The organism is Pectinatus haikarae, from assembly GCF_015732185.1.
Lineage (GTDB): Bacteria > Bacillota > Negativicutes > Selenomonadales > Selenomonadaceae > Pectinatus > Pectinatus haikarae.
The window spans coordinates 119,073-139,700 of sequence record NZ_WIQM01000014.1; the positions used below are offsets into that span (position 1 = coordinate 119,073).

At 39.9% G+C, this 20,628-nt stretch carries 18 protein-coding genes and 1 other annotated feature; of the genes, 6 read left to right on the forward strand and 12 right to left on the reverse strand.

The genetic code is table 11. The features are described from left to right. Positions 1-172: 172 nt before the first annotated feature. From fabK to I6758_RS08995, 5 genes are all read right to left on the reverse strand, one after another. On the reverse strand, positions 173-1,120 hold the full coding sequence (fabK, locus tag I6758_RS08975; RefSeq protein ID WP_196604907.1) for an enoyl-[acyl-carrier-protein] reductase FabK: 948 nt from the start codon (positions 1,118-1,120) through the stop codon (positions 173-175). A gap of 1 nt (position 1,121) precedes the next feature. Further along, on the reverse strand, positions 1,122-2,123 hold the full coding sequence (locus tag I6758_RS08980; protein WP_196604909.1) for a beta-ketoacyl-ACP synthase III: 1,002 nt from the start codon (positions 2,121-2,123) through the stop codon (positions 1,122-1,124). Next, complete coding sequence (gene plsX / locus I6758_RS08985) at positions 2,107-3,132, reverse strand: phosphate acyltransferase PlsX (RefSeq protein WP_196604911.1); 1,026 nt, start codon at positions 3,130-3,132, stop codon at positions 2,107-2,109. Before plsX ends, I6758_RS08980 begins: the two co-directional genes overlap by 17 nt. Positions 3,133-3,481: 349 nt before the next feature. Next, entirely contained in the window at positions 3,482-3,658 is a 177-nt protein-coding gene (gene rpmF, locus I6758_RS08990; protein ID WP_196604912.1) for a 50S ribosomal protein L32, read from the reverse strand. A gap of 33 nt (positions 3,659-3,691) precedes the next feature. Beyond that, positions 3,692-4,192: a YceD family protein gene (locus tag I6758_RS08995; protein ID WP_196604914.1), complete on the reverse strand. Its 501-nt coding sequence runs from the start codon at positions 4,190-4,192 to the stop codon at positions 3,692-3,694. A 126-nt stretch (positions 4,193-4,318) separates the two neighbouring features. Here I6758_RS08995 and I6758_RS09000 point away from each other — a divergent pair, with 126 nt between their 5' ends. Further along, entirely contained in the window at positions 4,319-5,578 is a 1,260-nt protein-coding gene (locus I6758_RS09000; RefSeq protein WP_196604916.1) for a tRNA(Met) cytidine acetate ligase, read from the forward strand. Positions 5,579-5,610: 32 nt separating this feature from the next. Here the strand turns inward: I6758_RS09000 and I6758_RS09005 are convergent, their stop codons facing one another. Genes I6758_RS09005 through I6758_RS09015 form a run of 3 tightly spaced genes read right to left on the reverse strand, consistent with a single transcriptional unit; the run spans position 5,611 to position 11,023 of the window. Beyond that, the gene (locus tag I6758_RS09005) at positions 5,611-5,934 is read right to left on the reverse strand and encodes a DUF1292 domain-containing protein (protein ID WP_196604918.1); all 324 of its coding nucleotides are present in this window, start codon (positions 5,932-5,934) and stop codon (positions 5,611-5,613) included. A gap of 12 nt (positions 5,935-5,946) precedes the next feature. Further along, positions 5,947-7,563 carry an MBL fold metallo-hydrolase RNA specificity domain-containing protein gene (locus I6758_RS09010; RefSeq protein ID WP_196604919.1) on the reverse strand — a complete coding sequence of 539 codons (1,617 nt, stop codon included), beginning with the start codon at positions 7,561-7,563 and terminating at the stop codon, positions 5,947-5,949. Positions 7,564-7,609: 46 nt separating this feature from the next. Beyond that, positions 7,610-11,023, reverse strand: a complete 3,414-nt coding sequence (locus I6758_RS09015) for a DNA polymerase III subunit alpha (RefSeq protein WP_196604920.1) — start codon at positions 11,021-11,023, stop codon at positions 7,610-7,612. Between the two features lie 141 nt (positions 11,024-11,164). Next, positions 11,165-11,356 (forward strand) — a binding site (T-box leader). 40 nt (positions 11,357-11,396) lie between these two features. Between I6758_RS09015 and leuS the strand changes: the two genes are divergently transcribed. Beyond that, positions 11,397-13,868 carry a leucine--tRNA ligase gene (gene leuS / locus I6758_RS09020; RefSeq protein ID WP_196604922.1) on the forward strand — a complete coding sequence of 824 codons (2,472 nt, stop codon included), beginning with the start codon at positions 11,397-11,399 and terminating at the stop codon, positions 13,866-13,868. 254 nt (positions 13,869-14,122) lie between these two features. Here the strand turns inward: leuS and I6758_RS09025 are convergent, their stop codons facing one another. Further along, complete coding sequence (locus I6758_RS09025; protein WP_196604924.1) at positions 14,123-15,097, reverse strand: asparaginase; 975 nt, start codon at positions 15,095-15,097, stop codon at positions 14,123-14,125. A gap of 184 nt (positions 15,098-15,281) precedes the next feature. Between I6758_RS09025 and I6758_RS09030 the strand changes: the two genes are divergently transcribed. Next, complete coding sequence (locus tag I6758_RS09030; RefSeq protein WP_196604925.1) at positions 15,282-15,593, forward strand: hypothetical protein; 312 nt, start codon at positions 15,282-15,284, stop codon at positions 15,591-15,593. A gap of 63 nt (positions 15,594-15,656) precedes the next feature. Here I6758_RS09030 and I6758_RS09035 read toward each other — a convergent pair whose 3' ends face one another. Continuing rightward, positions 15,657-15,947 carry a hypothetical protein gene (locus I6758_RS09035; RefSeq protein WP_196604927.1) on the reverse strand — a complete coding sequence of 97 codons (291 nt, stop codon included), beginning with the start codon at positions 15,945-15,947 and terminating at the stop codon, positions 15,657-15,659. A gap of 189 nt (positions 15,948-16,136) precedes the next feature. Here I6758_RS09035 and I6758_RS09040 point away from each other — a divergent pair, with 189 nt between their 5' ends. From I6758_RS09040 to I6758_RS09050, 3 genes are read left to right on the forward strand one after another with little or no spacing between them, the layout of a single operon-like run. Beyond that, positions 16,137-16,493 carry a LysE family translocator gene (locus I6758_RS09040; protein WP_196604929.1) on the forward strand — a complete coding sequence of 119 codons (357 nt, stop codon included), beginning with the start codon at positions 16,137-16,139 and terminating at the stop codon, positions 16,491-16,493. Beyond that, positions 16,480-16,875, forward strand: a complete 396-nt coding sequence (locus tag I6758_RS09045) for a winged helix-turn-helix transcriptional regulator (RefSeq protein ID WP_196604931.1) — start codon at positions 16,480-16,482, stop codon at positions 16,873-16,875. Before I6758_RS09040 ends, I6758_RS09045 begins: the two co-directional genes overlap by 14 nt. Then, positions 16,872-17,288 carry a GNAT family N-acetyltransferase gene (locus I6758_RS09050; protein ID WP_231038606.1) on the forward strand — a complete coding sequence of 139 codons (417 nt, stop codon included), beginning with the start codon at positions 16,872-16,874 and terminating at the stop codon, positions 17,286-17,288. The genes I6758_RS09045 and I6758_RS09050 overlap by 4 nt, the downstream gene beginning before the upstream one ends. 230 nt (positions 17,289-17,518) lie before the next feature. On the opposite strand, the gene I6758_RS09055 is transcribed toward I6758_RS09050, so the two are convergent. Both I6758_RS09055 and I6758_RS09060 read right to left on the reverse strand, forming a co-directional pair. Then, positions 17,519-18,796 (reverse strand): ABC transporter ATP-binding protein, encoded by a 1,278-nt coding sequence (locus I6758_RS09055; RefSeq protein ID WP_196604932.1) that lies wholly within the window; start codon positions 18,794-18,796, stop codon positions 17,519-17,521. A 13-nt stretch (positions 18,797-18,809) separates the two neighbouring features. Continuing rightward, positions 18,810-20,552 carry an ABC transporter permease gene (locus I6758_RS09060; protein ID WP_196604933.1) on the reverse strand — a complete coding sequence of 581 codons (1,743 nt, stop codon included), beginning with the start codon at positions 20,550-20,552 and terminating at the stop codon, positions 18,810-18,812. Between the last annotated feature and the right edge of the window lie 76 nt (positions 20,553-20,628).

The window sequence follows — 20,628 nt, forward strand, 5'->3', positions numbered from 1 at the left end:
TTCATTATCTTACTAAAATAATTATAATGCATAACAATTATCCGGTGACCAATTAGCTTATTCATGTGTTCTTTGCATATGATAAAAGAATATATGAATAGCGATCAAATCAGCGGTTATAGTTTTCTATGATTCTGAAAAGAAAACACCTATGCTATTAGGGAATACATCCTTATTTACAGCTGTTTTCAACTCTGTTAAATTCATTATCCATATGTGAAACTATATCTATAATAATTTGTCTGACCGGTTTTATCTCATTCAGCATACCGCTTATCTGTCCGATCATAACAGACCCATTTTCTACATCGCCCTTGTGCGTGGCCAAATTAAGTTTCCCCGCACCGAGTTTTTCAAGTTCGTCAGGAGCAGCTCCCGATTTTTCCAGTTCTTCAAATTTCCTTGTCAGCTTGTTTGACAGGACGCGTACAGGATGCCCTGTAGCTCTTCCCGTTACTACAGTGGATCGATCTCTGGCTTTAAGTACTAATTTTTTATAATTTTCATGGGCGATACATTCGTCCGATAAAACAAATCTTGTTCCCATTTGAACTCCTGAAGCACCAAGAGAAAAAGCTGCCAAGACACCTCTGGCATCTCCTATTCCACCGGCCGCAATGACCGGAACATCAACCGCATCAACTATCTGCGGTACAAGTGACATAGTGGTTATTTCCCCTATATGACCGCCGCTTTCAAGCCCTTCCGCTATAACTGCATCCACACCAGTTCTCACCAGCCTCTTTGCCAAAGCTACCGAGGCAACAACAGGTATGACCTTGCTTCCTATTTCCTTCAACGCAGGTATATATTCTCCTGGGTTCCCCGCTCCGGTCGTTATCACAGGAATTTTTTCCTCTAAGACTACCTGCATGACTTCTTTCACGAATGGAGACATCAGCATAATATTAACACCAAAAGGTTTCTGCGTCCATTTCTTAGCTTTTTGAATCTCTGCCCGCAGCATATCCGGAGGCATATGCCCGGCTCCTATAATGCCAAGCCCGCCGGCATTGGAAACAGCTGCTGCCAGCTCGGCTGTACCGATCCATGCCATACCACCTTGAAATATCGGATATTGTATATTGAGCAATTTGCATAATCTATTTTTTTCAAACATACTATTCCTCCTTAGCCCATTTCATGATGCATGACGCCCATGTAAGCCCTGCACCAAATCCGGAAAAAGCTAATATATCGCCCTTTTTAAAAGTCTTATTATGAGCTGCCTCGGCCAGTGCTATAGGAATAGATGCCGCAGAAGTATTTCCATATTTACCTATATTTACAATGACCTTATCCATGGATAGCTGCAAACGTTTGGCCCCTGTCTGGATAATGCGGATATTGGCCTGATGCGGAATAAGCCAGTCAATATTCTCTTTTTGCAGGTTCGCTCTTTCCAATGAATTTAAAACGGTTTCTCCCATAATTTTCACGGAAAAACGGAAAACTTCCTTGCCATTCATATGAAGATAGTGCAGTCTGTCTTTTACCGTAGCTGCCGATGCCGGATGAAGACTGCCGCCGCCCGGAATGTCAAGGCTGTCGCCGCCGCTGCCGTCAGCGCCCAGATCAAAGGAAAGCATACCATAACCATCATCAACTCGCCCGTAGACTGCGGCTCCGGCTCCGTCACCAAAAATAACACATGTATTTCTATCCTGCCAATCAATGAATCTGGACAGTGTTTCAGCTCCTATGACCAAAATCTTTTTGTATACGCCTGACTGAATAAATTGAGCTGCAACAGACGAAGCGTATATAAAGCCTGAGCAGGCTGCCGTCAGGTCAAATGCACCTGCGTGACTGGCCCCAAGCATATCTTGCAATACACAAGCAGTAGAAGGTATTATCCTGTCCGAAGATATTGTTGCTACTATTATCAAATCCAATTCGTCAGGTTCGACACCTGCATCCTTCAATGCCATCTGCGCTGCCTTGAAGGCTATGTTCGAAGTGGCTGTTCCTTCAGATGCTATACGGCGTTCATGTATGCCTGTCCGCCCTACTATCCAATCATCATTGGTATTGACCATTTTTTCAAGGTCAAAATTCGTCAGCTTATCCTCCGGCAGACAAAAGCCCGTGCCGAGTATACCGGCGCTATTTTTCCCTGTCATCAGCCAGCATCTCCTCTTTCTTTATATTTTCCCTTATGCGGCTTACTACATCCTGTTTAACATATTCACAAGCCACACCGATGGCACTTTTTATTGCCTTTGCATTGGAGCTTCCATGTGCTATTATATAGCATCCGTCAATACCAAGCAAAGGTGCACCTCCATATTCGGCATAATCTATCTGCTGCGCAAACTTTTTCAATGTGGGGGACAGAAGCAAAGCACCTATCTTTGCCAACAGACCGCCCTTCAATATAGCTTCCTTCATTAATTTAAGCAGCGTTTTTGCCAGACCTTCAGCAAATTTCAAAACTATATTTCCCACAAAACCATCGCAGACAACCACATCAAAAGCTCCGTTTGTAATATCACGGCCCTCAGCATTGCCCTTGAAACTAATGGTATGCATTTTTTCCAAAAGCGGATATGTACTGAGAACTTGCTCATTTCCCTTAGTGGATTCTTCTCCGATATTCAAAAGACCTACACGCGGTTTTTCCACGCCGAAAACACATTCGGAGTAGATTGACCCCATAAGAGCACTTTGGACAAGATGCTTCGGCTTACTGTCCACATTAGCACCTGAATCCATAAGAAGCGTAACACCGTGCCCTGTGGGAATAGGTGTAGCTATCGTAGGCCTGTCAATTCCTGTGATACGTCCCAATATAAAAAGTGCTGAAGTGACAGCAGCACCTGTACTTCCTGCGGAAATAACAGCATCGCACTCTCCGCTTTTTGCAAGCTGTGCCGCTATCACCAAAGAAGAATTTTTCTTTTTTCGTACAGCAGCAACAGGATGTTCACCCATTTCTATAACCTCAGCAGCATGATGAATAGAAATGCACAGTCGATTCCAGTCAGGTGTTTTATCTAATTCTTTCTTTATTTTCTCTTGATCTCCGACAAGCACTATTTCACAGTCAAAGTTTCGGGCAGCATCAATCGCGCCAGCGACTATCTGTTCAGGGGCGTAATCTCCTCCCATTGCATCCAGCGCTATTCTCATATTCAGCCTCCCTGTTTGTTGCTTGCTAAAGTATAGTGAACGATTGAATCATTCGTTTTGTTATTATACTGGCTTTAAATTAAAATATCAAGTAAAAGCTTAAAAATGCCAGCAATATTTATTAATAAAATGCAGCTGTATTACATAATTCAGCTGCATCTGAAACACCAGATCATCATCCATAAACAGAATAGTTTTCTTTAAGTAAATTGGAAATCGTATATTAATATAAAAAATAGATAATTCCACATATATTGCCAATTGCTTAAAAACAAAGGTTTTGTATACTGTCCAGATAAAAATAATGAGCAAGATATAGACAACATTATACCTTGCTCGATAGAAATTATTATTCCGCAGAAATTACTTCCTTGCCATCATAATAACCACATTCAGGACAAACATGATGCGGCATTTTAGGCTCATGGCACTGCGGGCATGATACAAAGCCCGGAGCTTCCAACTTCCAATTAGCACGGCGCTTATCACGGCGGGCTTTAGACATTTTACGCTTTGGTACTGCCATCAAAAACACCTCCTTAAAAGATCCAATACTAAACTAATTCTTTTCCAGCAGCTTTTTCAATACTGCCAAACGTACATCAACCACTGTACGGTCACAGCTGCACTCACTTTTATTGAGATTTACACCACATTGAGGACACAACCCCTTACAATCAGGTTTGCAGACATTGCTTATCGGTTGCCCGGCAATAACAACATCACGCACCAAATCAGCGATATCTATAGAATCGCCGCTGAATAAGTTCGCGTCCTGCAAAGCAGAAACATCTTCCTTATAAATTTCATCAAAAGCATGAACCTGATCTTCCGCAACTTCTTCCAGACAATGATCGCAAACAAAGCACCTATGACAATCTATCCTGCCTTCAAAGTGATACCCCACACCTGTATTTTCAGCTGTGCCTCTCACTTTTATTGTGCCATCAATATGATAATCGTCAGCAGGAAAATCAAATTCGCCGGCGGGTATATCAAAAACAAATTCGTATCTCCCACCACTAGCATTGTTTACATCGGATAACTTTATTTTCATCATAAGATAACAACCTCAACTTATTATAGCGGGCACTATATATTTTGTCAAATCAGTTTCAATTTTTTTTGCAAAACTCATTTTTCATCATATAATATATACATTAAAAGCATTTGAAAGGATACCAATATGAAAGTATTTGCCATAATTGCTGAATTCAATCCGTTTCACAACGGACATAAATACCTCATTGAGACAATAAAAAATAATTACAATGATGCTTTCTGCATCGCTTTGATGAGCGGCAGTTTCACGCAGCGCGGTGATACTGCTATTTTTGATAAATGGCAGAGAGCCTCCCTGTCCGTACTCGGCGGCGCCGATCTTGTTCTTGAACTGCCGGCCGCCTTTGCCGTCAGAAGTGCCGAAGGATTTGCACAAGGGGCAGTATCACTGCTCTGTCGTCTCGGCTGCATTGACATGCTTTGCTTCGGCAGTGAAACCGCTGACATAAATGCCTTAAAGAAAGCCGCACATCTTCTCAATCATCAATTGGATGGTAAAAAACTGCGCGAAAGCTTGAGGAGTGGTATGACATATGCTGCAGCAGTGGAAAAAGCAATTGAAGAATACATACCGCAGATAAATTTTTCTCTAAAAGCGCCCAATACGATACTGGCCATAGAATACCTAAAAGCCATGGAAAAAGAACAAGCCAATTTTTCTGCTATAGCGATAAAGAGAAAAAAAGCCAATCATGGAAGCAGCGTTTTCACCGGTTCTTTTTCAAGCGCTTCTTCTATAAGAAAAATTCTTAAAAGCGACAGTACATCATTACAAAAAATACAGTGCGCCATCCCTGACAGCTGTTATTTTTATATGCAAAGCATATTAAAAAATACCGACAACATTTCTTTTACAGAAAATCTGGCGCGCAGTATGATGGCAAAGATCCGTACGTCCTCTGCTGACAGGCTCAGACAATTCAGCGGCATTGGCAGCGGTCTTGAATATAGAATACTCAAGGCAGCCTGCACCGCCGACAGCATTGACGCTATGCTCAGTATGATGAAAAGCAAACACCTGCATTACAGCAGACTGCAGCGCAGTCTGCTGCATATTTTGATGGATCTGGATAAAGCTTCTTTAACTGACTTTGACATATTTGGTGCAGCCTATGCACGCGTACTGGCATTTAATGCAAATGGAAGAAAAATATTAAAAAAAATAAAAACAGATTCTTCCATCCCTCCCATCTTAAAAACGACCAAATTCTTTTCACAAAGACAATTTTGGCAGAATTCAGATGACAAACTGCAGAGCCTGCTGCATTACGATATACTCGCTACAGACCTGCACGCTCTTTCCTTCAATAAAGTAGCACCGGCCGGAAAAGATTTTTATCTATCCCCTGTCTATATAGATACCGATAATGTAAGTCCGCTATAAGTCAAGCATTACATCTATAATCATCGGTAATCTTATTCGAAATCACTTTCTTCAATTTTTTCATAGACTTCTACAGCAGAGGTAAACTCTTCATCAGTAGGTGTTAGATATTCATCCTCACCGATTTTGTTTTTTACGACCTTGGCAATAGTGGTATCATTCTCATGAAAAACTTCTTCGCTGCCATCTGAATCATCTTCATCTGTATTAAAAAAACTTAAGACAGCATATTGAGTTCCCTTCGCCATAAACTTCATTTCTTCATAAAAATAGTGGATATTGCCATCTTCGTCTGTCATTTCAATAATATTATCATCATTGAATTCTGCTTCTGTCTCTTTAAATTTATCGTTCATTTTTTTCTCCTTTTAATTTATACCAAAATCTTTAAACATGCGCTTTACATATCGCCAGCCTTTTTCCGCCTGCCGTATTGCACTCTCCATAATTTGAGGATTTCTGACGACTGCCGAAAGCAGCTTTTTGCGCCAACGTCGATAATCTGCATCAAGCAGCTGCAAAAATTCTTCCATTTCTTTTTCGACAGCCACTTGCGGTATATCTGCGGGAATTATTTTGCAGCCAGTCTCATTTATATCTGCGGTATCAGCATAAAAAGGTGCATATACATTGCATTCATATGCCGTTTTTATTTTATTCTCCAGAGACTTTATTGCCATTGATTCACCATGCACCAAAAATACCTGCCTTGGTCCTTTCAAATTGATATGCTCCATCCATTCAAGTATCTGATTGCAATCTCCATGCGCGGAAAATCCATCCAATTGCGCAATTCTAGCCCGTACAGCAATGTCTTCTCCCAATATTTTTACTCTTTTAACTCCGTCTGTGAGGCGTCGTCCTAATGATCCTTCAGCCTGGTAGCCAACAAAAAGCACTGTCGATTCCGGACGCCAGAGATTATGCTTTAAATGATGAAGTATTCTTCCTGCATCGCACATACCGCTGGCCGAAATAATTATAGCAGAACCTTCACTGCTGTTCAAAACCTTCGATTCTTCAGCAGTCCTGCACATCTTGATCTGCGGCATCGCGGGAAGCTTCCCATTTTGCTGCAGCATAGCGATCGTTTCATCATCAAACAGCTTCATGTTTTCCGCAAAAACCTTTGTCGCCGCTATAGCAAGGGGACTGTCTATAATGATCGGCACATCATCAATGCGGTGCATTTTCCACAGACGATACAGATAATAAAGCAGCGTCTGTGTGCGCCCGACAGCAAATGCCGGAATAATAAGATTTCCGCCACGATCCATTGTATCATTAATTATTTCTGCAAGCGCAGTTTCCTTGTCATATATCTGATGGACTCTGTCACCATACGTTGATTCGACAATCAAACAATCCGCATCATATATAGGCTCAGGATCTTTTATTATTGGCTGGCCCGGTTGACCGATATCACCCGAAAAAACAAATTTAACAGCTTTTTTGCCATTTTCATGCACGTATACTTCAATGAAGGATGAGCCCAGAATATGCCCCGCATCACGAAATACAGCACTTATTTCATTTGTAAGCCTAATTTCTTCACCATAATCAAGCGAAACAAACTGAGCAAGCGATTTTTGCGCATCTTCCACTGTATATAAAGGAGCAGTCGGCACTCTCCCTGTACGCATACCCTTGCGATTTATTATTTCGGCATCACTTTCCTGAATATGAGCACTGTCAGGCAGCATGATTCCCGCCAGATCACAAGTAGCTTTAGTGGCATATATACTTCCCTTAAAACCTTCTCTGCAAAGTTTCGGGATAAGACCGCAATGATCTATATGAGCATGTGTAAGTAATAATGCATCTATTTGCCTTGCCGAAAAAACAAACGGTTTATAATTCATTTCCCTCAGCTGACGGCCACCTTGAAACATTCTGCAGTCAATCAGTATTTTTTTCCCATTTGCTTCCAATAAGTAGCATGATCCTGTAACAGTATGAGCCGCTCCCAAAAATTGTAAATTCACCTATATTCCCCCCTCGGCACATTATTTGATAAACTGACAATGAATATCAGCTTACTCTGACAGAATTTTTCCCCAGTAATCCCTCGATTTCACCGATTACTTCGTTACTGCCGTCGATCCAGTATTCTTCCTGTGCCTTTATTTTTTTATTATTAGTGACAAAATAGAAACAAACCATATGATCGCCATGATGATCTACCAATATATCTTTTAAATTTTTCAACACTTCTTCCTTTTCCTGCATGGCATTTATTTGAATCCAGAAAGTCTCCTTATAATCGGCAAGCGCACATAATTTTCCTGCTATTATCTTAAAACCACTGTCTAGCAGATTTATTTTACCGGAAACAATAATTGCCGTTTCCGGCATTATAATATTTACCGCTTCATAAAAAACATTCGGAAAAACAACTACTTCTACGGTTTTAGTAAAGTCTTCAACTTGCAGCACACACATGGTATCCCCCTTGCGTGTGGTCATTTTTTTCACGTTTGCTATCAAACCGGCTATTTTTACATAAGTGTTGTCCCTGACATTTTCCTCTGTCAGCTGCGCAAGAGATTTTATATTTTTTAATTTTTCTCTGTACAGATCAAGCGGATGTCCCGTGATATAAAAACCTGTTATTTCTTTTTCCGAATTAAGCAGTTCCATTAATGGCAATTCAGGAATATCAGGCAATATAATTTTTTCTGTGCCGGTAGTCTCACCAAACAATGACAGCTGACCACTGTCGGCATCTTTTCTTTTCAGCAGCGCTGTTTCTATAAACTGGTCAATAATTTTTAGCAGTTGTGATCTTTTATCTCCAAAAGAATCAAAAGCCCCCGCACGTATAAGATATTCAAGAACACGTTTATTGACAACGCGGCTGTCAACACGGCAGCAAAAATCCATAACCGAAGAAAAGGGACCGTCATTTTTGCGTATCTCAATAATATCGATCATTGCTGCCTCACCAACATTTTTTATAGCTGCCAAGCCAAATCTTATTCCATTTTTTTGGAGATCGGCGGTAAACCCCGCTCCGCTCAGATTTATATCAGGCGGCAGTATCTTTATCCCCATATGTTGGCATTGTTCTATATAATTTTTGATTTTATCAGAATTTGTCATGAAGCTGGTCAGCATGGCAGCCATATATTCATGCGGATAATGAGCCTTCAGATATGCCGTCTGATAAGCTACAAGCGCATATGCGGCGCTGTGGGATTTATTGAAACCATAATCAGCAAAATTAACCAGCAAATCAAAGATCTTTTCGGCAAGATTTTTATCTATATCTTTTTCAGCCGTACCGAGCAGAAAATTTTCTTTCTGAGCCATAAGAACATCATGCTTTTTCTTGCCCATTGCCCTGCGCAGTATGTCAGCCTGTCCAAGAGTGAATCCTGCCAGAACCTGTACTACCTGCATGACCTGTTCCTGATACAGGACGACACCAAATGTTTCTTTCAAAATAGGCTCCAGCAATGGATGCATATAGCTTACCTTTTTTTTCCCACGGCGGCCATCTATAAAATCCGTTACCATGCCGCTGCCCAAAGGTCCCGGCCGGTACAATGCTACAAGCGGAATAAGATCCACGAATCCATCCGGCTGCAAATCTCTTACCAAGGCAGTCATGCCCGGCGATTCCATCTGAAATACACCGCAGGTATCACCGGTGCGAAGCATTTTTGCGGTTGCCGCATCATTCAGCGGAATATCTCCTATATCGATATTATTTCCTGTATTTTCTCTTATATTCTTTACCGCATCACTTATTACCGTCAGAGTACGCAGACCCAAAAAATCCATTTTCAGCAGCCCAAGCTGTTCAACATAATCTTTATCATACTGTGTAACCAGTGTACCTTCAGATATCTGTACAGGCACATAATCAGTCAGTGGCTGTCTCGCAATCACTATGCCGGCAGCATGAGTTGACGAATGCCGCGGCATGCCCTCGATATCTCTGGCAAAATCTATCATCCGATGTATAACAGCATCATTTTCATAAATATGGTGCAGTTCCTTTGAATTTTTCAAAGCTTTATCAAGTGTCATCCCAAGTTCTGTCGGCACCATTTTTGCTACTTTATCAACATCATTGTAAGGTATATCCAGCACACGCCCTACGTCACGTATAGCGCCGCGTGCTGCCATTGTACCAAAAGTGATTATTTGCGCAACGTGATCTTCTCCATAGCGGCGTTTGACATATTCAATGACTTCTTCCCGTCTTATATAGCAGAAATCAATATCAATATCAGGCATTGTTACTCTTTCCGGATTTAAAAACCTTTCAAAAAGCAAATCATATGCCAGCGGATCGATATCCGTTATACTTAGTAAAAACGCTACTATGCTGCCGGCAGCCGAGCCTCGGCCCGGTCCGACTACTATCTTATTATTGCGGGCAAAGTTGATAAAATCCCAGACTATGAGGAAGTAGCTGTCATATCCCATGCGGTTAATTATGCTCAATTCATAGTCCAGCCGTTTCCGCACTTCATCAGTTATATCGCTATAGCGCAAGGGAAGATTTTTTTCACATAGATCACGCAAATACTGTTTGTCACTGACTCCCTCAGGCAAGGGAAATTGCGGTAAATGCAAATGACCGAATTCAAAATCGACGTTGCATCGCTCCGCTATTTTGAGAGAATTACAAATAGCTGACGGTACAGACGGAAAAAGTGCATTCATCTCCTCTGCCGATTTCAAATAATATTCATCACTCGAAAATTTCATACGATCGGTATCCGTTAAAATTTTTCCCATTTGAATACACAGCAATACATCATGAAATTCGCTGTCTTTTTTTTCCAAATAGTGAATATCATTTGTAGCTATAAGCTCCAAACCCTTTTTTTGAGCCAATTCAATCAATACTGCATTGACTTTTTGTTCTTCTGCAAGACCATGATTTTGCAATTCAAGAAAAAAATTATTCTTGCCGAAAATTTCTACATACTCATTTAAAATTTTTTCCGTATCATCCGGTTCGCCATACAATATAGCGTGAGGAATTTCACCGGCTATGCATGCGCTTAATGCTATTATCCCTGTATGATATTCACGCAGCAGATCTTTATCAACCCTCGGTTTATAATACATCCCCTCTATATTGGCCAGAGACACCAGCTTGACCAAATTTTTATAGCCTGTATCATTTTCTGCCAGTAAAATCAAATGATGATATCTCACACCATTTACTTCAAAATTATCATGGCGGTCATGCGGTGCCACATAAACCTCACACCCGATAACAGGTTTTATTCCCACAGCTTTGGCTGCCTTATAAAATTCCACTGCACCGTACATATTGCCGTGATCCGTTATAGCAACTGCAGGCATGCCCATTTTTTTTGCTTTTTCCACCAATTTCTTTATGCGGCTCGCACCGTCTAACAGGCTGTACTCCGTATGTACATGAAGATGTACAAATTGATCCTGTTCTTTTATTTCCTGCATTTACCCTATTACCTCTGATTCATTTATTGTCTGTATAAACATTTTATCATATCCCTTCATATTATAAAACTGCCTTTACAGTTATCTTGACTTTAGCAGAGTGAACCCTTATAATAGGGACCAGTTTTAAAAAATAACATTTAGCAGTCTATGATGCAGAATAGTAGACTCAGGTATATTTTACAGAAAGCCGATGGTTGATGCAAATCGGTATATATCTGTTTTGAACTCACTGTTGAGACTTCCGATAAAATCGGCGTTGATAGCGTTAATATTTTGAGTGGGCAGCACTGCTGCCAATCAGGGTGGTACCGCGATATTATCGTCCTTGGCTTTTGCGCCAGGGGCTTTTTTATTTTAAGGAGGATTTTCAATGGAAAAATATTGCCCCCAGGAAATTGAAAAAAAATGGCAGACTCAATGGGATAAGGATGGTATCTATACTACTGTTGATAATGTGCCGGATAAGAAAAAATATTATGTTCTCGAAATGTTTCCTTACCCATCAGGAAATTTGCATATGGGCCATGTTAGAAATTATTCCATAGGCGATGTACTAGCACGCTTCAAAAAAATGCAAGGGTTCAATGTTCTTCATCCAATGGGCTTTGACGCATTTGGTATGCCCGCAGAAAATGCTGCGATCAAGCACGGTGTAAAACCGGCTGACTGGACTTATGACAACATGGACAATATGATCCGTCAGCAAAAACAGATGGGACTTTCCTATGATTGGAACAGACTTGTCCAAACCTGCCATCCCGATTATTACCGATGGACTCAATACTTATTCGAGGTTTTCTATAAAAAAGGACTTGCCTACAGAAAAAAGGCTACCGCCAATTGGTGCGATTCCTGCAAAACAGTTCTTGCCAATGAGCAGGTAATCGAGGGCCGCTGCTGGCGCTGTGACTCCCCTGTAGTAAAAAAAGATCTCACTCAGTGGTTTCTTAAAATAACAGATTATGCCGATACTCTGCTTAAAGATCTGGATAAGCTGCCCGGCTGGCCAAACCGTGTCAAAACAATGCAGGATAACTGGATAGGGCGCAGTGAAGGCGCGGAAATCATTTTTGAAATTCCTGATTTCGCTGAGCAGGTCACTGTATATACAACACGTCCCGATACAGCGTTTGGTATAAGTTATATGGTTTTAGCGGCAGAACATCCGCTTGTAGATAAATTGATCAAAGGACGCAATGACGAATCTCTGATACGCAGCTTCATTGAACGTGTACATAATCAAAGTGAGCTTGACCGTACTTCGGACAAATCAGAAAAGGAAGGCGTGTTCACCGGCGCTTATGCGATCAATCCGTTCAACGGTGAAAAAGTTCCTATCTGGATAGCAAATTATGTGCTGTTTGAATACGGCACGGGCGCAGTAATGGGTGTCCCCACACATGACAGCCGTGACTGGATGTTCGCCGGCAAGTATAAACTCGGCAAAAAAATAGTCATAACTGATGCTGAAAATCAGCTGACCCTGGATAGAATGACAGATGCCTATGTGGATGACGGTATATTAGTAAATTCCGGTGAATTTACCGGAATGAATAATCGCAAGGCTATTCCTGCCATGATCGACTGGCTGGAAAAGAACGGCTGCGGAAAACGGCGTATAAACTATCGTCTGCGCGATTGGCTCATATCCCGCCAGCGTTATTGGGGCGCGCCGATACCTGTTATTTATTGTGAAAAGTGCGGCACCGTTCTGGTTCCCGAAAAAGACCTGCCCGTGAAACTGCCGGAGGACGTGAAATTCGATCCGGGTGTTGTATCCCCGCTTGCCCACAGCGAAGCATTTGTAAATTGCACCTGTCCTCAATGCGGCGGTCCCGCTAAGCGTGAAACGGATACCATGGATACATTTATATGCTCATCATGGTATTATATGCGTTATGCAGATGCCAAAAACACCAAAGCTCCCTTTGACAGAGCTCTGGTCAACAGCTGGCTTCCTGTTGACCAATATATCGGCGGTATCGAGCATGCCATTTTACATCTTTTATATTCAAGATTTTTTACTAAAGTATTGAAGGATGCCGGTCTTGTGGACTTTGATGAACCTTTCACAAACCTCCTAACACAGGGCATGGTCATAAAGGATGGCTCAAAAATGAGCAAATCAATCGGCAATGTAGTTTCACCTGAGGAAATAATAGGTAAATACGGCGCCGATACAGCCCGTCTTTTTATCCTATTTGCTGCCCCGCCGGAGCGTGATCTTGAATGGAGCGATCAAGGCGTTGAAGGAGCCTGGAGGTTTTTAAATCGCATTTGGCGTATAGTCCTCCATTTCTCAACAGAAATAAAAGAAAACAAACAAACTGATATTTCGCTTCTCACGGTAAAAGAAAAAGAATTGCGCCGCATTCTCCATGTTACAATAAAAAAAGTCACCGAAGATATAGCGGAACGTTCCAATTTCAACACAGCTATAAGTTCTATCATGGAACTCGTCAATGCATTTTATGCCGCCAGAGATGAATCTCTGCAGGCTGGTCTGATCAACGAAACAGCTACTGATCTTTTACTGCTGCTGGCACCTTTTTCACCCCATATAACAGAAGAACTCTGGCAGAAACTCGGAAAATCCGACAGTATTCATAAAGCTGCCTGGCCAGTGTATGATGTTGAAGCAACCATTGCCGATGAAGTTGAAATAGTAGTGCAGTTAAATGGTAAAGTGCGCGAAAAAATTACGGTAGCTTCACAAATAACCGCAGATGAACTCAAAAAACAAGCTCTTGAACTTCCGCGCATTAAGGAATTGACTGAAGGAAAAACTATTATTAAAACCATTTGTGTTCCAAAAAAACTTGTAAATATCGTCGTAAAATAATTTTATCCGGTTTTGAATCGCTTTTTCTTAAATAAAACTCCGGAGGTATGAACTCACTTCATAAATCAGATTTATAGCCGATTTATAAAAGTTTTTTCATGCCTCCGGAGCTTTTTTATGCACAGAATCAAGTATTAGTTGTGCTTTTTACAGCAGTGCCCATTTTTTATATCGGCATTGCCGATGATAAAAATATTATCGGTGTATTAATATACGTCATTAATCACTGATTTCTGAAAAATTATACATCTGCATTAATCAGTAAAATAGGCCTGCAGTTCAGCATTATTTTTAGAGGCTTTTAATGCCAGCATCAATTTGATGCGCGCCTTTTGTCCGCTGCTTTCCTCTGCCAGAATGACCCCCGAAGAAAGCAGTGAGCCAGCGCTTCCCTCATAGCTATATATCGGTGCCACCCGTCCTGCAGTTACCCGTGTCGCCAAAATCACGGGAATATCATGGCTGCGGGCAATTTCCATTGCTTTTTTTACGGCAGGTGGCACATTCCCGCAGCCGAAGGCTTCCACCACAATTCCTTTGACACCTTTCTTGATCAAACATTCTATGAGAAAACCATCCATTCCTGCGGCTGTTTTTAATAAATAAACATCATTTTCCAATGAATCAGTATAAATTTTCTGTTGAATAGCGCGATGCCGTTTTACAACTACCTGATCACCATAAACATAGCCTATCGGACCCCACCACGGAGAAGCAAACGTCGCCATATTTACTGAATGAGTCTTTGTAACTTCGCTTGCCGCATGTATCTGATCATTTAAAACCACCGTGACACCTTGACCAAACATCTTCTGACTTATCGCTGCCTGAACTGCAGCCAGAATATTTCCCGGCCCATCCCAGCTCATATCAGAAGCACCGCGCATTGCCCCGGTCAAGCAAACCGGTTTTTGTGTATGCGTTGCCAAATCAAGCATATAAGCCGTTTCTTCAATAGTATCTGTTCCATGCGTTATGACAATGCCTGCAACTTCATCATCGGCAGCTTTTTTATCGACCAGCTTGGCAAGTTCAAACATCATTGCCGGAGTTATGTGTCCGCTTGGCACATTTGAATATTCAACAACTTCTACCTGCGCTATACCTTTAAGCGGAGGTACCGCTTCTAAAAGATCTTCACCACTGACCGCCGGAACAAGCCCGTCCTTTTCTCTGTCATATTTCATGGCAATAGTTCCGCCGGTAGTGATAGCTATAACTTTTTTCATTGTAACTTTACCTTCTTGTTTTCAACATTTTTAATACACCTTTTATCCAAAACTATTTTCTATTTATAAATTTCGTTTTTAACATTTCTTATATGTTAAAGTAAAAATTACTCTTATTATACAAAAATTGTATCTTTATGTATAGAAATTGTTTGCAATTTATAATTATTGGCATCTATAAAGAATGACTTGTTTTGTATCCGCTTTATTAGCTATACTTCTGATCATGTTCTCGTATGATATAAAAAATTCTTCTAAATTAATAAATATTGACAGTACTTTGTTCAGCAATAGCAAAAATTTCCGTTATATAATAAAGCTCGCCGCTATAAATATTAATAAGTGGAAATATACAGTTCGGCAAATTGATTGCGGAGAGTTGGCGGTTAATGATCTTATTACACATCGCGCACCACTGACGAAACTCAAACAACTGTTCGATCCAGTAGCCATAGAAAAAACACCGCCAGTCCTTGTAAGTACAATACAGGATTAGCGGTATTTTTTCTATACACTGTTTGATTGTTTACGATGCACAGATTAGTAAGAGAGTTTGTGATTATGCTACACCATAAATTTTTACGTCCGGATCAGTACTCCAAAGTGGTTTAAGGCCGGCGAATACATCATTCTGGAACATCTCGCTGGATAAGTAAGCCTTGGCATGTTCTACACCGTCAAAACCGTGAAGAACCTGAACATCTTCATCGCGAACCAAAAGATCCTTTGTCAAAGCACCTTCAATTGTGTCCAGGAATGAATCACGATAATCGTTATAAACCTCAGCTGCAGCCGGACGATTGCTTTTTGCAATTTTCATTGTGATTTCCAAATAAGCGTTTACTTTCATGGTATTACCTCCAAATTTTTATGTGATTCTTTTCGTTTATTTGAGTCTGCTATCATTATATTTTAAATGCTCTAAGAGGAATAGATATCAATAAAATTATTAGTCACTAATAATTTTCATAGTTACTTGTTGGCATAGGGATTGCCGTCTATAATAGGGATAAACTTGTTTCATGTTAGAGGGGATAAAATGTCAATATCGGTATTTACAACAATGTTAGGCTATATGATCGTATGTTCTTTTAAACCTGGTCCGGGAAATATTCTGGCGCTGAACACGACAATACAATTGGGTTGGAAAAAAGGAAAACGATTAATTTGGGGTATTTGTACAGGTTATGCTGGTGTGCAAGTCCTTTGCACATTAGTGGTATATGAATTAAATGATTTTTTTTCACCCATGATTATTATTATGAAATATATAGTTGGAATGAAAATACAATGCATTTATCAACACTACTATAAAATAATCAATTTTGTATTAAGCTTGTTTTTGTTATATTTCGCTTTCAATATTATAAGGGGAGAGTTTAATGTATCAACATAAACTAGACGAGGATATTCGATGTCCGCTTGAATATGGGCTTGAAATTTTTGGTGGGAAATGGAAATCAAGAATTATATGTGTTTTAGCTGAAAAAGGCACTTTGAGATATAGTATTCTTCGCAAAGAAATGAGCAATATAACAGATGCCGTTTTAGCCGCTACATTAAAAAACTTAATTTTGGATGAGATTATACAAAGGAAGTCATTTGATGAAATTCCTCCTAAAGTAGAATATTGCCTTACCAAAAAAGGAATGTCTGTAATTCCAGTTTTACAAAGTATTTGTCGATGGTCTGGGGCTTATCATAGGGAAGATAATGAAAATACAATGACACAATGTAAAAAATGTGATTATAAAGAAGGATACGGTGATAATTTATGATGGAGATTACCTATACAGAAGAAAAAATTTTTACCCAAGATAAAATACAAGAATTGTTTTTATCTGTTGACTGGGTATCAGGACAGTACCCTGCTCGCTTATATAAAGCATTAAAGAATTCTTCTACTGTTTTGACTGCTTGGGATAAAGAGCGGTTAGTGGGGCTTGTTCGAGTATTAGATGATAGTGAAATGGTAGCTTATATTCATTACGTTTTAGTAAATCCAGCGTATCAAGGAAAGAAAATTGCTGCAACTATGATTAGAATGATTAAGGAAAAATATAAAGACTATTTATATATTGAAATTATGCCGGAGGAAAGAAAAAATGCGGGTTTTTACAAAAAATTTGGGTTTGAAATTATGGAAGATGGTATAGCGATGCAACTATGCAATTTTAATAATAAATATTAAATATTTATATATTTAGGAATAGATAGATCATGAAAAACGGATTAATTCAATATTGCTTTTAAATGTAATTTGTCGGGAGTAGGTCATAGATGCTGTTCCATAAAAGTAAGAATAATCTGCATTTTTATAGGTTATAGTTTTGCAATATGTCCACTTACTCGACGGTGTTCCAGAAAAAAATTTTGCCGGTAATAATATATTATTACCGACAAAATTTTTATCCTCTTTAATTACACAGATTGCTCCAGGTATACTATTTCCTTATTATCGTCATATTCGATAAGTTCAGCATATCTTTCCCAGCCGATAAGCAGCTCAAGCTGCTTTTGTCCTATTTCTTCTCCAAAGGTTTGACTCTGCAGTTCTTCAAAAAATTCAATATTCATTTGTTTATTGGATTTTGACCGCAGGATGTTTATCATTTTCTGAACGAAGGGAATATGTTCCAAAAGCTGCTGCCTGAAAAGTTTTTTTCTTTCCAGAACTGTTGCTCTGGCAAATTCTACTCCATGCTCGGTAAGTTCAATATCGCCTTCTGTGACCTTTGTAAAATGCAGTAGAGCGGATGCTTCTATCAAAGGCAAGAAATCTTCCATATCCATGAGAAATCGATCAGCAAGTTTATACAGATCTATTTTTTCATTGAGATCTTCCAGCAGCTCCAGAAAACCTGTCAACGCACCTGCCGAAACTGATGGAATGATCAAATCTTTCTTTGTCTGCACGAGCATTTCTGTCATCGGTATTTTTTTCTTTGTCATTATCGAATATATCTCATCTACATAAGACAAAAATTCCGGTGATTTTCTGTCTCGCCAGCGCGGCAGAGATATATCTATATTTTTAATTATTGTTGCCGGACCGGAAGATAAAATTATGGCTCTGTCGGCCATATAAACGGCTTCCTCTATTCCATGCGTGATCAATACTATTGATTTTGTCGGTATTTTTTTATCAAGCCACAGTTCCAAAAGATCGCGCCGCAAATTTTCTGCCGTCAGTACATCAAGCGCCGAAAAAGCTTCATCCATGAGCAGTATATCAGGTTCACTGACAAGTGCTCTGCCTATTCCAACACGCTGCCTCATACCACCGGAAAGTTCTTTCGGATAAGCATTTTCAAATCCATCCAAACCAACAATATCCAAGACCTGCATTGATTTTTCTCTTTTATACTCCACAGATATTTTTTTTCGTTCCAGCCCCAGCATAACATTTTCTAATACAGTCAGCCATGGGAATAAGGCAAAAGACTGAAAAACCATTGCCACTCCCGGATTAACGCCTTTAATTTCCTTGCCCAGATAGGAAACGGTACCGCTGGAGCTCGGAATAAGTCCTGCAATAATTCTCAAAAGAGTTGATTTTCCGGAACCAGAAGGTCCAAGAACAGCCAAAAATTCGCCTTCTTTTACATGCAGATTTATATTTTCTAAAATTGTAGAATCAGATGTACCTTTTATTTTAAAAGTTTTATTTATTTCTTTTAATTCCAATAAATTTTTCATTGCTTCACCCCTTTTAATCAACATGATATTTTGTCTGTGCCATATAATACAATCGATGCCATATAAAACGATTTATCAGCACTACTAAAATGCACATGACAGCTATCCCCACCAAAATCCCATTCCAGTCACCGGCAGAGGTTGCTGTGCTGATATATGCGCCTATACCTGAAGCAGTGAGTGTATATTTTTTCCAACTGACAAGCTCAGAGATTATACTCGCGTTCCATGCTCCTCCTGACGCGGTTATAAAACCTGTTACCAAATGCGGAAAAATACTCGGCAATATCAGTGATTTCCACTTTTTCCAGCCGCTCAATTCAAAAATCTCCGTAGCTTCGATCAAATCATTTGGTATACTCATTGCCCCGGCAATAACATTAAAAAGAATATACCATTGCGTCCCCATCATCATTAACAAAATAGAACCGTATTCAAAATTGACATGGTATTCAACAAATAATATTGTAAAGAAGGGAAAAAGCATATTGGCTGGAAAAGAAGCGGCTATCTGCACCAAAGGCTGCATTTTCGCAGAAAGTCTGGGATTAAGTCCTATTTTAACACCCACCGGTATAGTCCAGAGTGCACCCAGGAAAAGTGCTGCCAATACGCGTCCTCCTGTATATAATCCCATGATAAATGCCTGATACAGATCATTGAAGCCTATGTCATACAGCATAAATACAGCCTCTTTTGCCGGTGCATAAAGCTCATACAAAAGAAATAGTGCAATAAATACTTTACATCCCCTTTGCACAAAATAGCCGGCATTTATACTCACATATGTATGCGGTGCTTTTTCCAACCTATCAAAGAACCACAATATACATCTGTTAAAAAAAATACCAATTGGTGCAAATATATGACTGTACAGCCAGTACATTATGAAAGACCTGTATAAAACATTATAGACAAAAGAATCCGGCTGCTCTTTAGCCTCAGAAAACTCAAGTTTAAAGCGCTGCCCCCATACGATAAGCGGCCGCCAAAAAAGTTGATCCACCAAAAGTATCATAACAAGCATGACCAGCATAGCATACAGCATTGCCTGTACATTGCCGGATTCGACTGCAACAGCGAGATAAGAACCTATACCCGGTAAATGAATATCTTCACCTAAAACACTGATTGCCTCACTGGCTGCCAAAAAAAACCAGCCGCCGCCGAATGACATCATCCCATTCCATATAAGGCCGATAGCAGAAATAGGCAGCTCCAGGCTGATGAATCTGCGCCAGGGGTTAAAATGCAGCATTTGCCCGGCTTCTTCCAGATCCTTAGGAATAGTCATCAAGGAATGATAAAAACTAAATGTCATATTCCATGCCTGTCCTGTAAAAATAGCAAAAATGGAAGCACATTCAACCCCCATCAGGCTATTGGGAAAAGCCGCCATAAAAGCTATTATAGTGGCTGATAAAAAACCCAGAACAGGAATAGATTGCAAAATATCCAAAACAGGAACCATTACAGATCCTGCCGTTTTCACCTTTGCCGCTATATATCCGTATATAAAAGTAAATAAGAGAGAAAAGAAAAATGCTATAAACATGCGCAGCAAGGATCTTCCCGCATAATAAGGAAGCATCAGCGGGGAAAGGTCTATATTCAGATGATCTCCCTGAACAAAAGGAATATTCATCCCCGAACTGAGTTTTAGTATAATATACAGAATTATAAAAATAACAGCAATTATTATTATGTCTGTAAAGGAAAATCTTCTCTTAGTTAAAGATTTGGTAAATATTTCCATGGTTTCCTCCTAAAGCTGATTTTATTATTTTTTTTACTATACTCTCGCCATCGTCCATATTTACCACCTCCATAAA

Coding starts and splice junctions, on each gene's coding strand:
- fabK (WP_196604907.1), bottom strand. CDS start 1,120: ATGTTTGAAAAAAATAGATTATGCAAATTGCTCAATATACAATATCCG.
- I6758_RS08980 (WP_196604909.1), bottom strand. CDS start 2,123: ATGACAGGGAAAAATAGCGCCGGTATACTCGGCACGGGCTTTTGTCTG.
- plsX (WP_196604911.1), bottom strand. CDS start 3,132: ATGAGAATAGCGCTGGATGCAATGGGAGGAGATTACGCCCCTGAACAG.
- rpmF (WP_196604912.1), bottom strand. CDS start 3,658: ATGGCAGTACCAAAGCGTAAAATGTCTAAAGCCCGCCGTGATAAGCGC.
- I6758_RS08995 (WP_196604914.1), bottom strand. CDS start 4,192: ATGATGAAAATAAAGTTATCCGATGTAAACAATGCTAGTGGTGGGAGA.
- I6758_RS09000 (WP_196604916.1), top strand. CDS start 4,319: ATGAAAGTATTTGCCATAATTGCTGAATTCAATCCGTTTCACAACGGA.
- I6758_RS09005 (WP_196604918.1), bottom strand. CDS start 5,934: ATGAACGATAAATTTAAAGAGACAGAAGCAGAATTCAATGATGATAAT.
- I6758_RS09015 (WP_196604920.1), bottom strand. CDS start 11,023: ATGCAGGAAATAAAAGAACAGGATCAATTTGTACATCTTCATGTACAT.
- leuS (WP_196604922.1), top strand. CDS start 11,397: ATGGAAAAATATTGCCCCCAGGAAATTGAAAAAAAATGGCAGACTCAA.
- I6758_RS09025 (WP_196604924.1), bottom strand. CDS start 15,097: ATGAAAAAAGTTATAGCTATCACTACCGGCGGAACTATTGCCATGAAA.
- I6758_RS09030 (WP_196604925.1), top strand. CDS start 15,282: ATGACTTGTTTTGTATCCGCTTTATTAGCTATACTTCTGATCATGTTC.
- I6758_RS09035 (WP_196604927.1), bottom strand. CDS start 15,947: ATGAAAGTAAACGCTTATTTGGAAATCACAATGAAAATTGCAAAAAGC.
- I6758_RS09040 (WP_196604929.1), top strand. CDS start 16,137: ATGTCAATATCGGTATTTACAACAATGTTAGGCTATATGATCGTATGT.
- I6758_RS09045 (WP_196604931.1), top strand. CDS start 16,480: ATGTATCAACATAAACTAGACGAGGATATTCGATGTCCGCTTGAATAT.
- I6758_RS09050 (WP_231038606.1), top strand. CDS start 16,872: ATGATGGAGATTACCTATACAGAAGAAAAAATTTTTACCCAAGATAAA.
- I6758_RS09055 (WP_196604932.1), bottom strand. CDS start 18,796: ATGAAAAATTTATTGGAATTAAAAGAAATAAATAAAACTTTTAAAATA.
- I6758_RS09060 (WP_196604933.1), bottom strand. CDS start 20,552: ATGGAAATATTTACCAAATCTTTAACTAAGAGAAGATTTTCCTTTACA.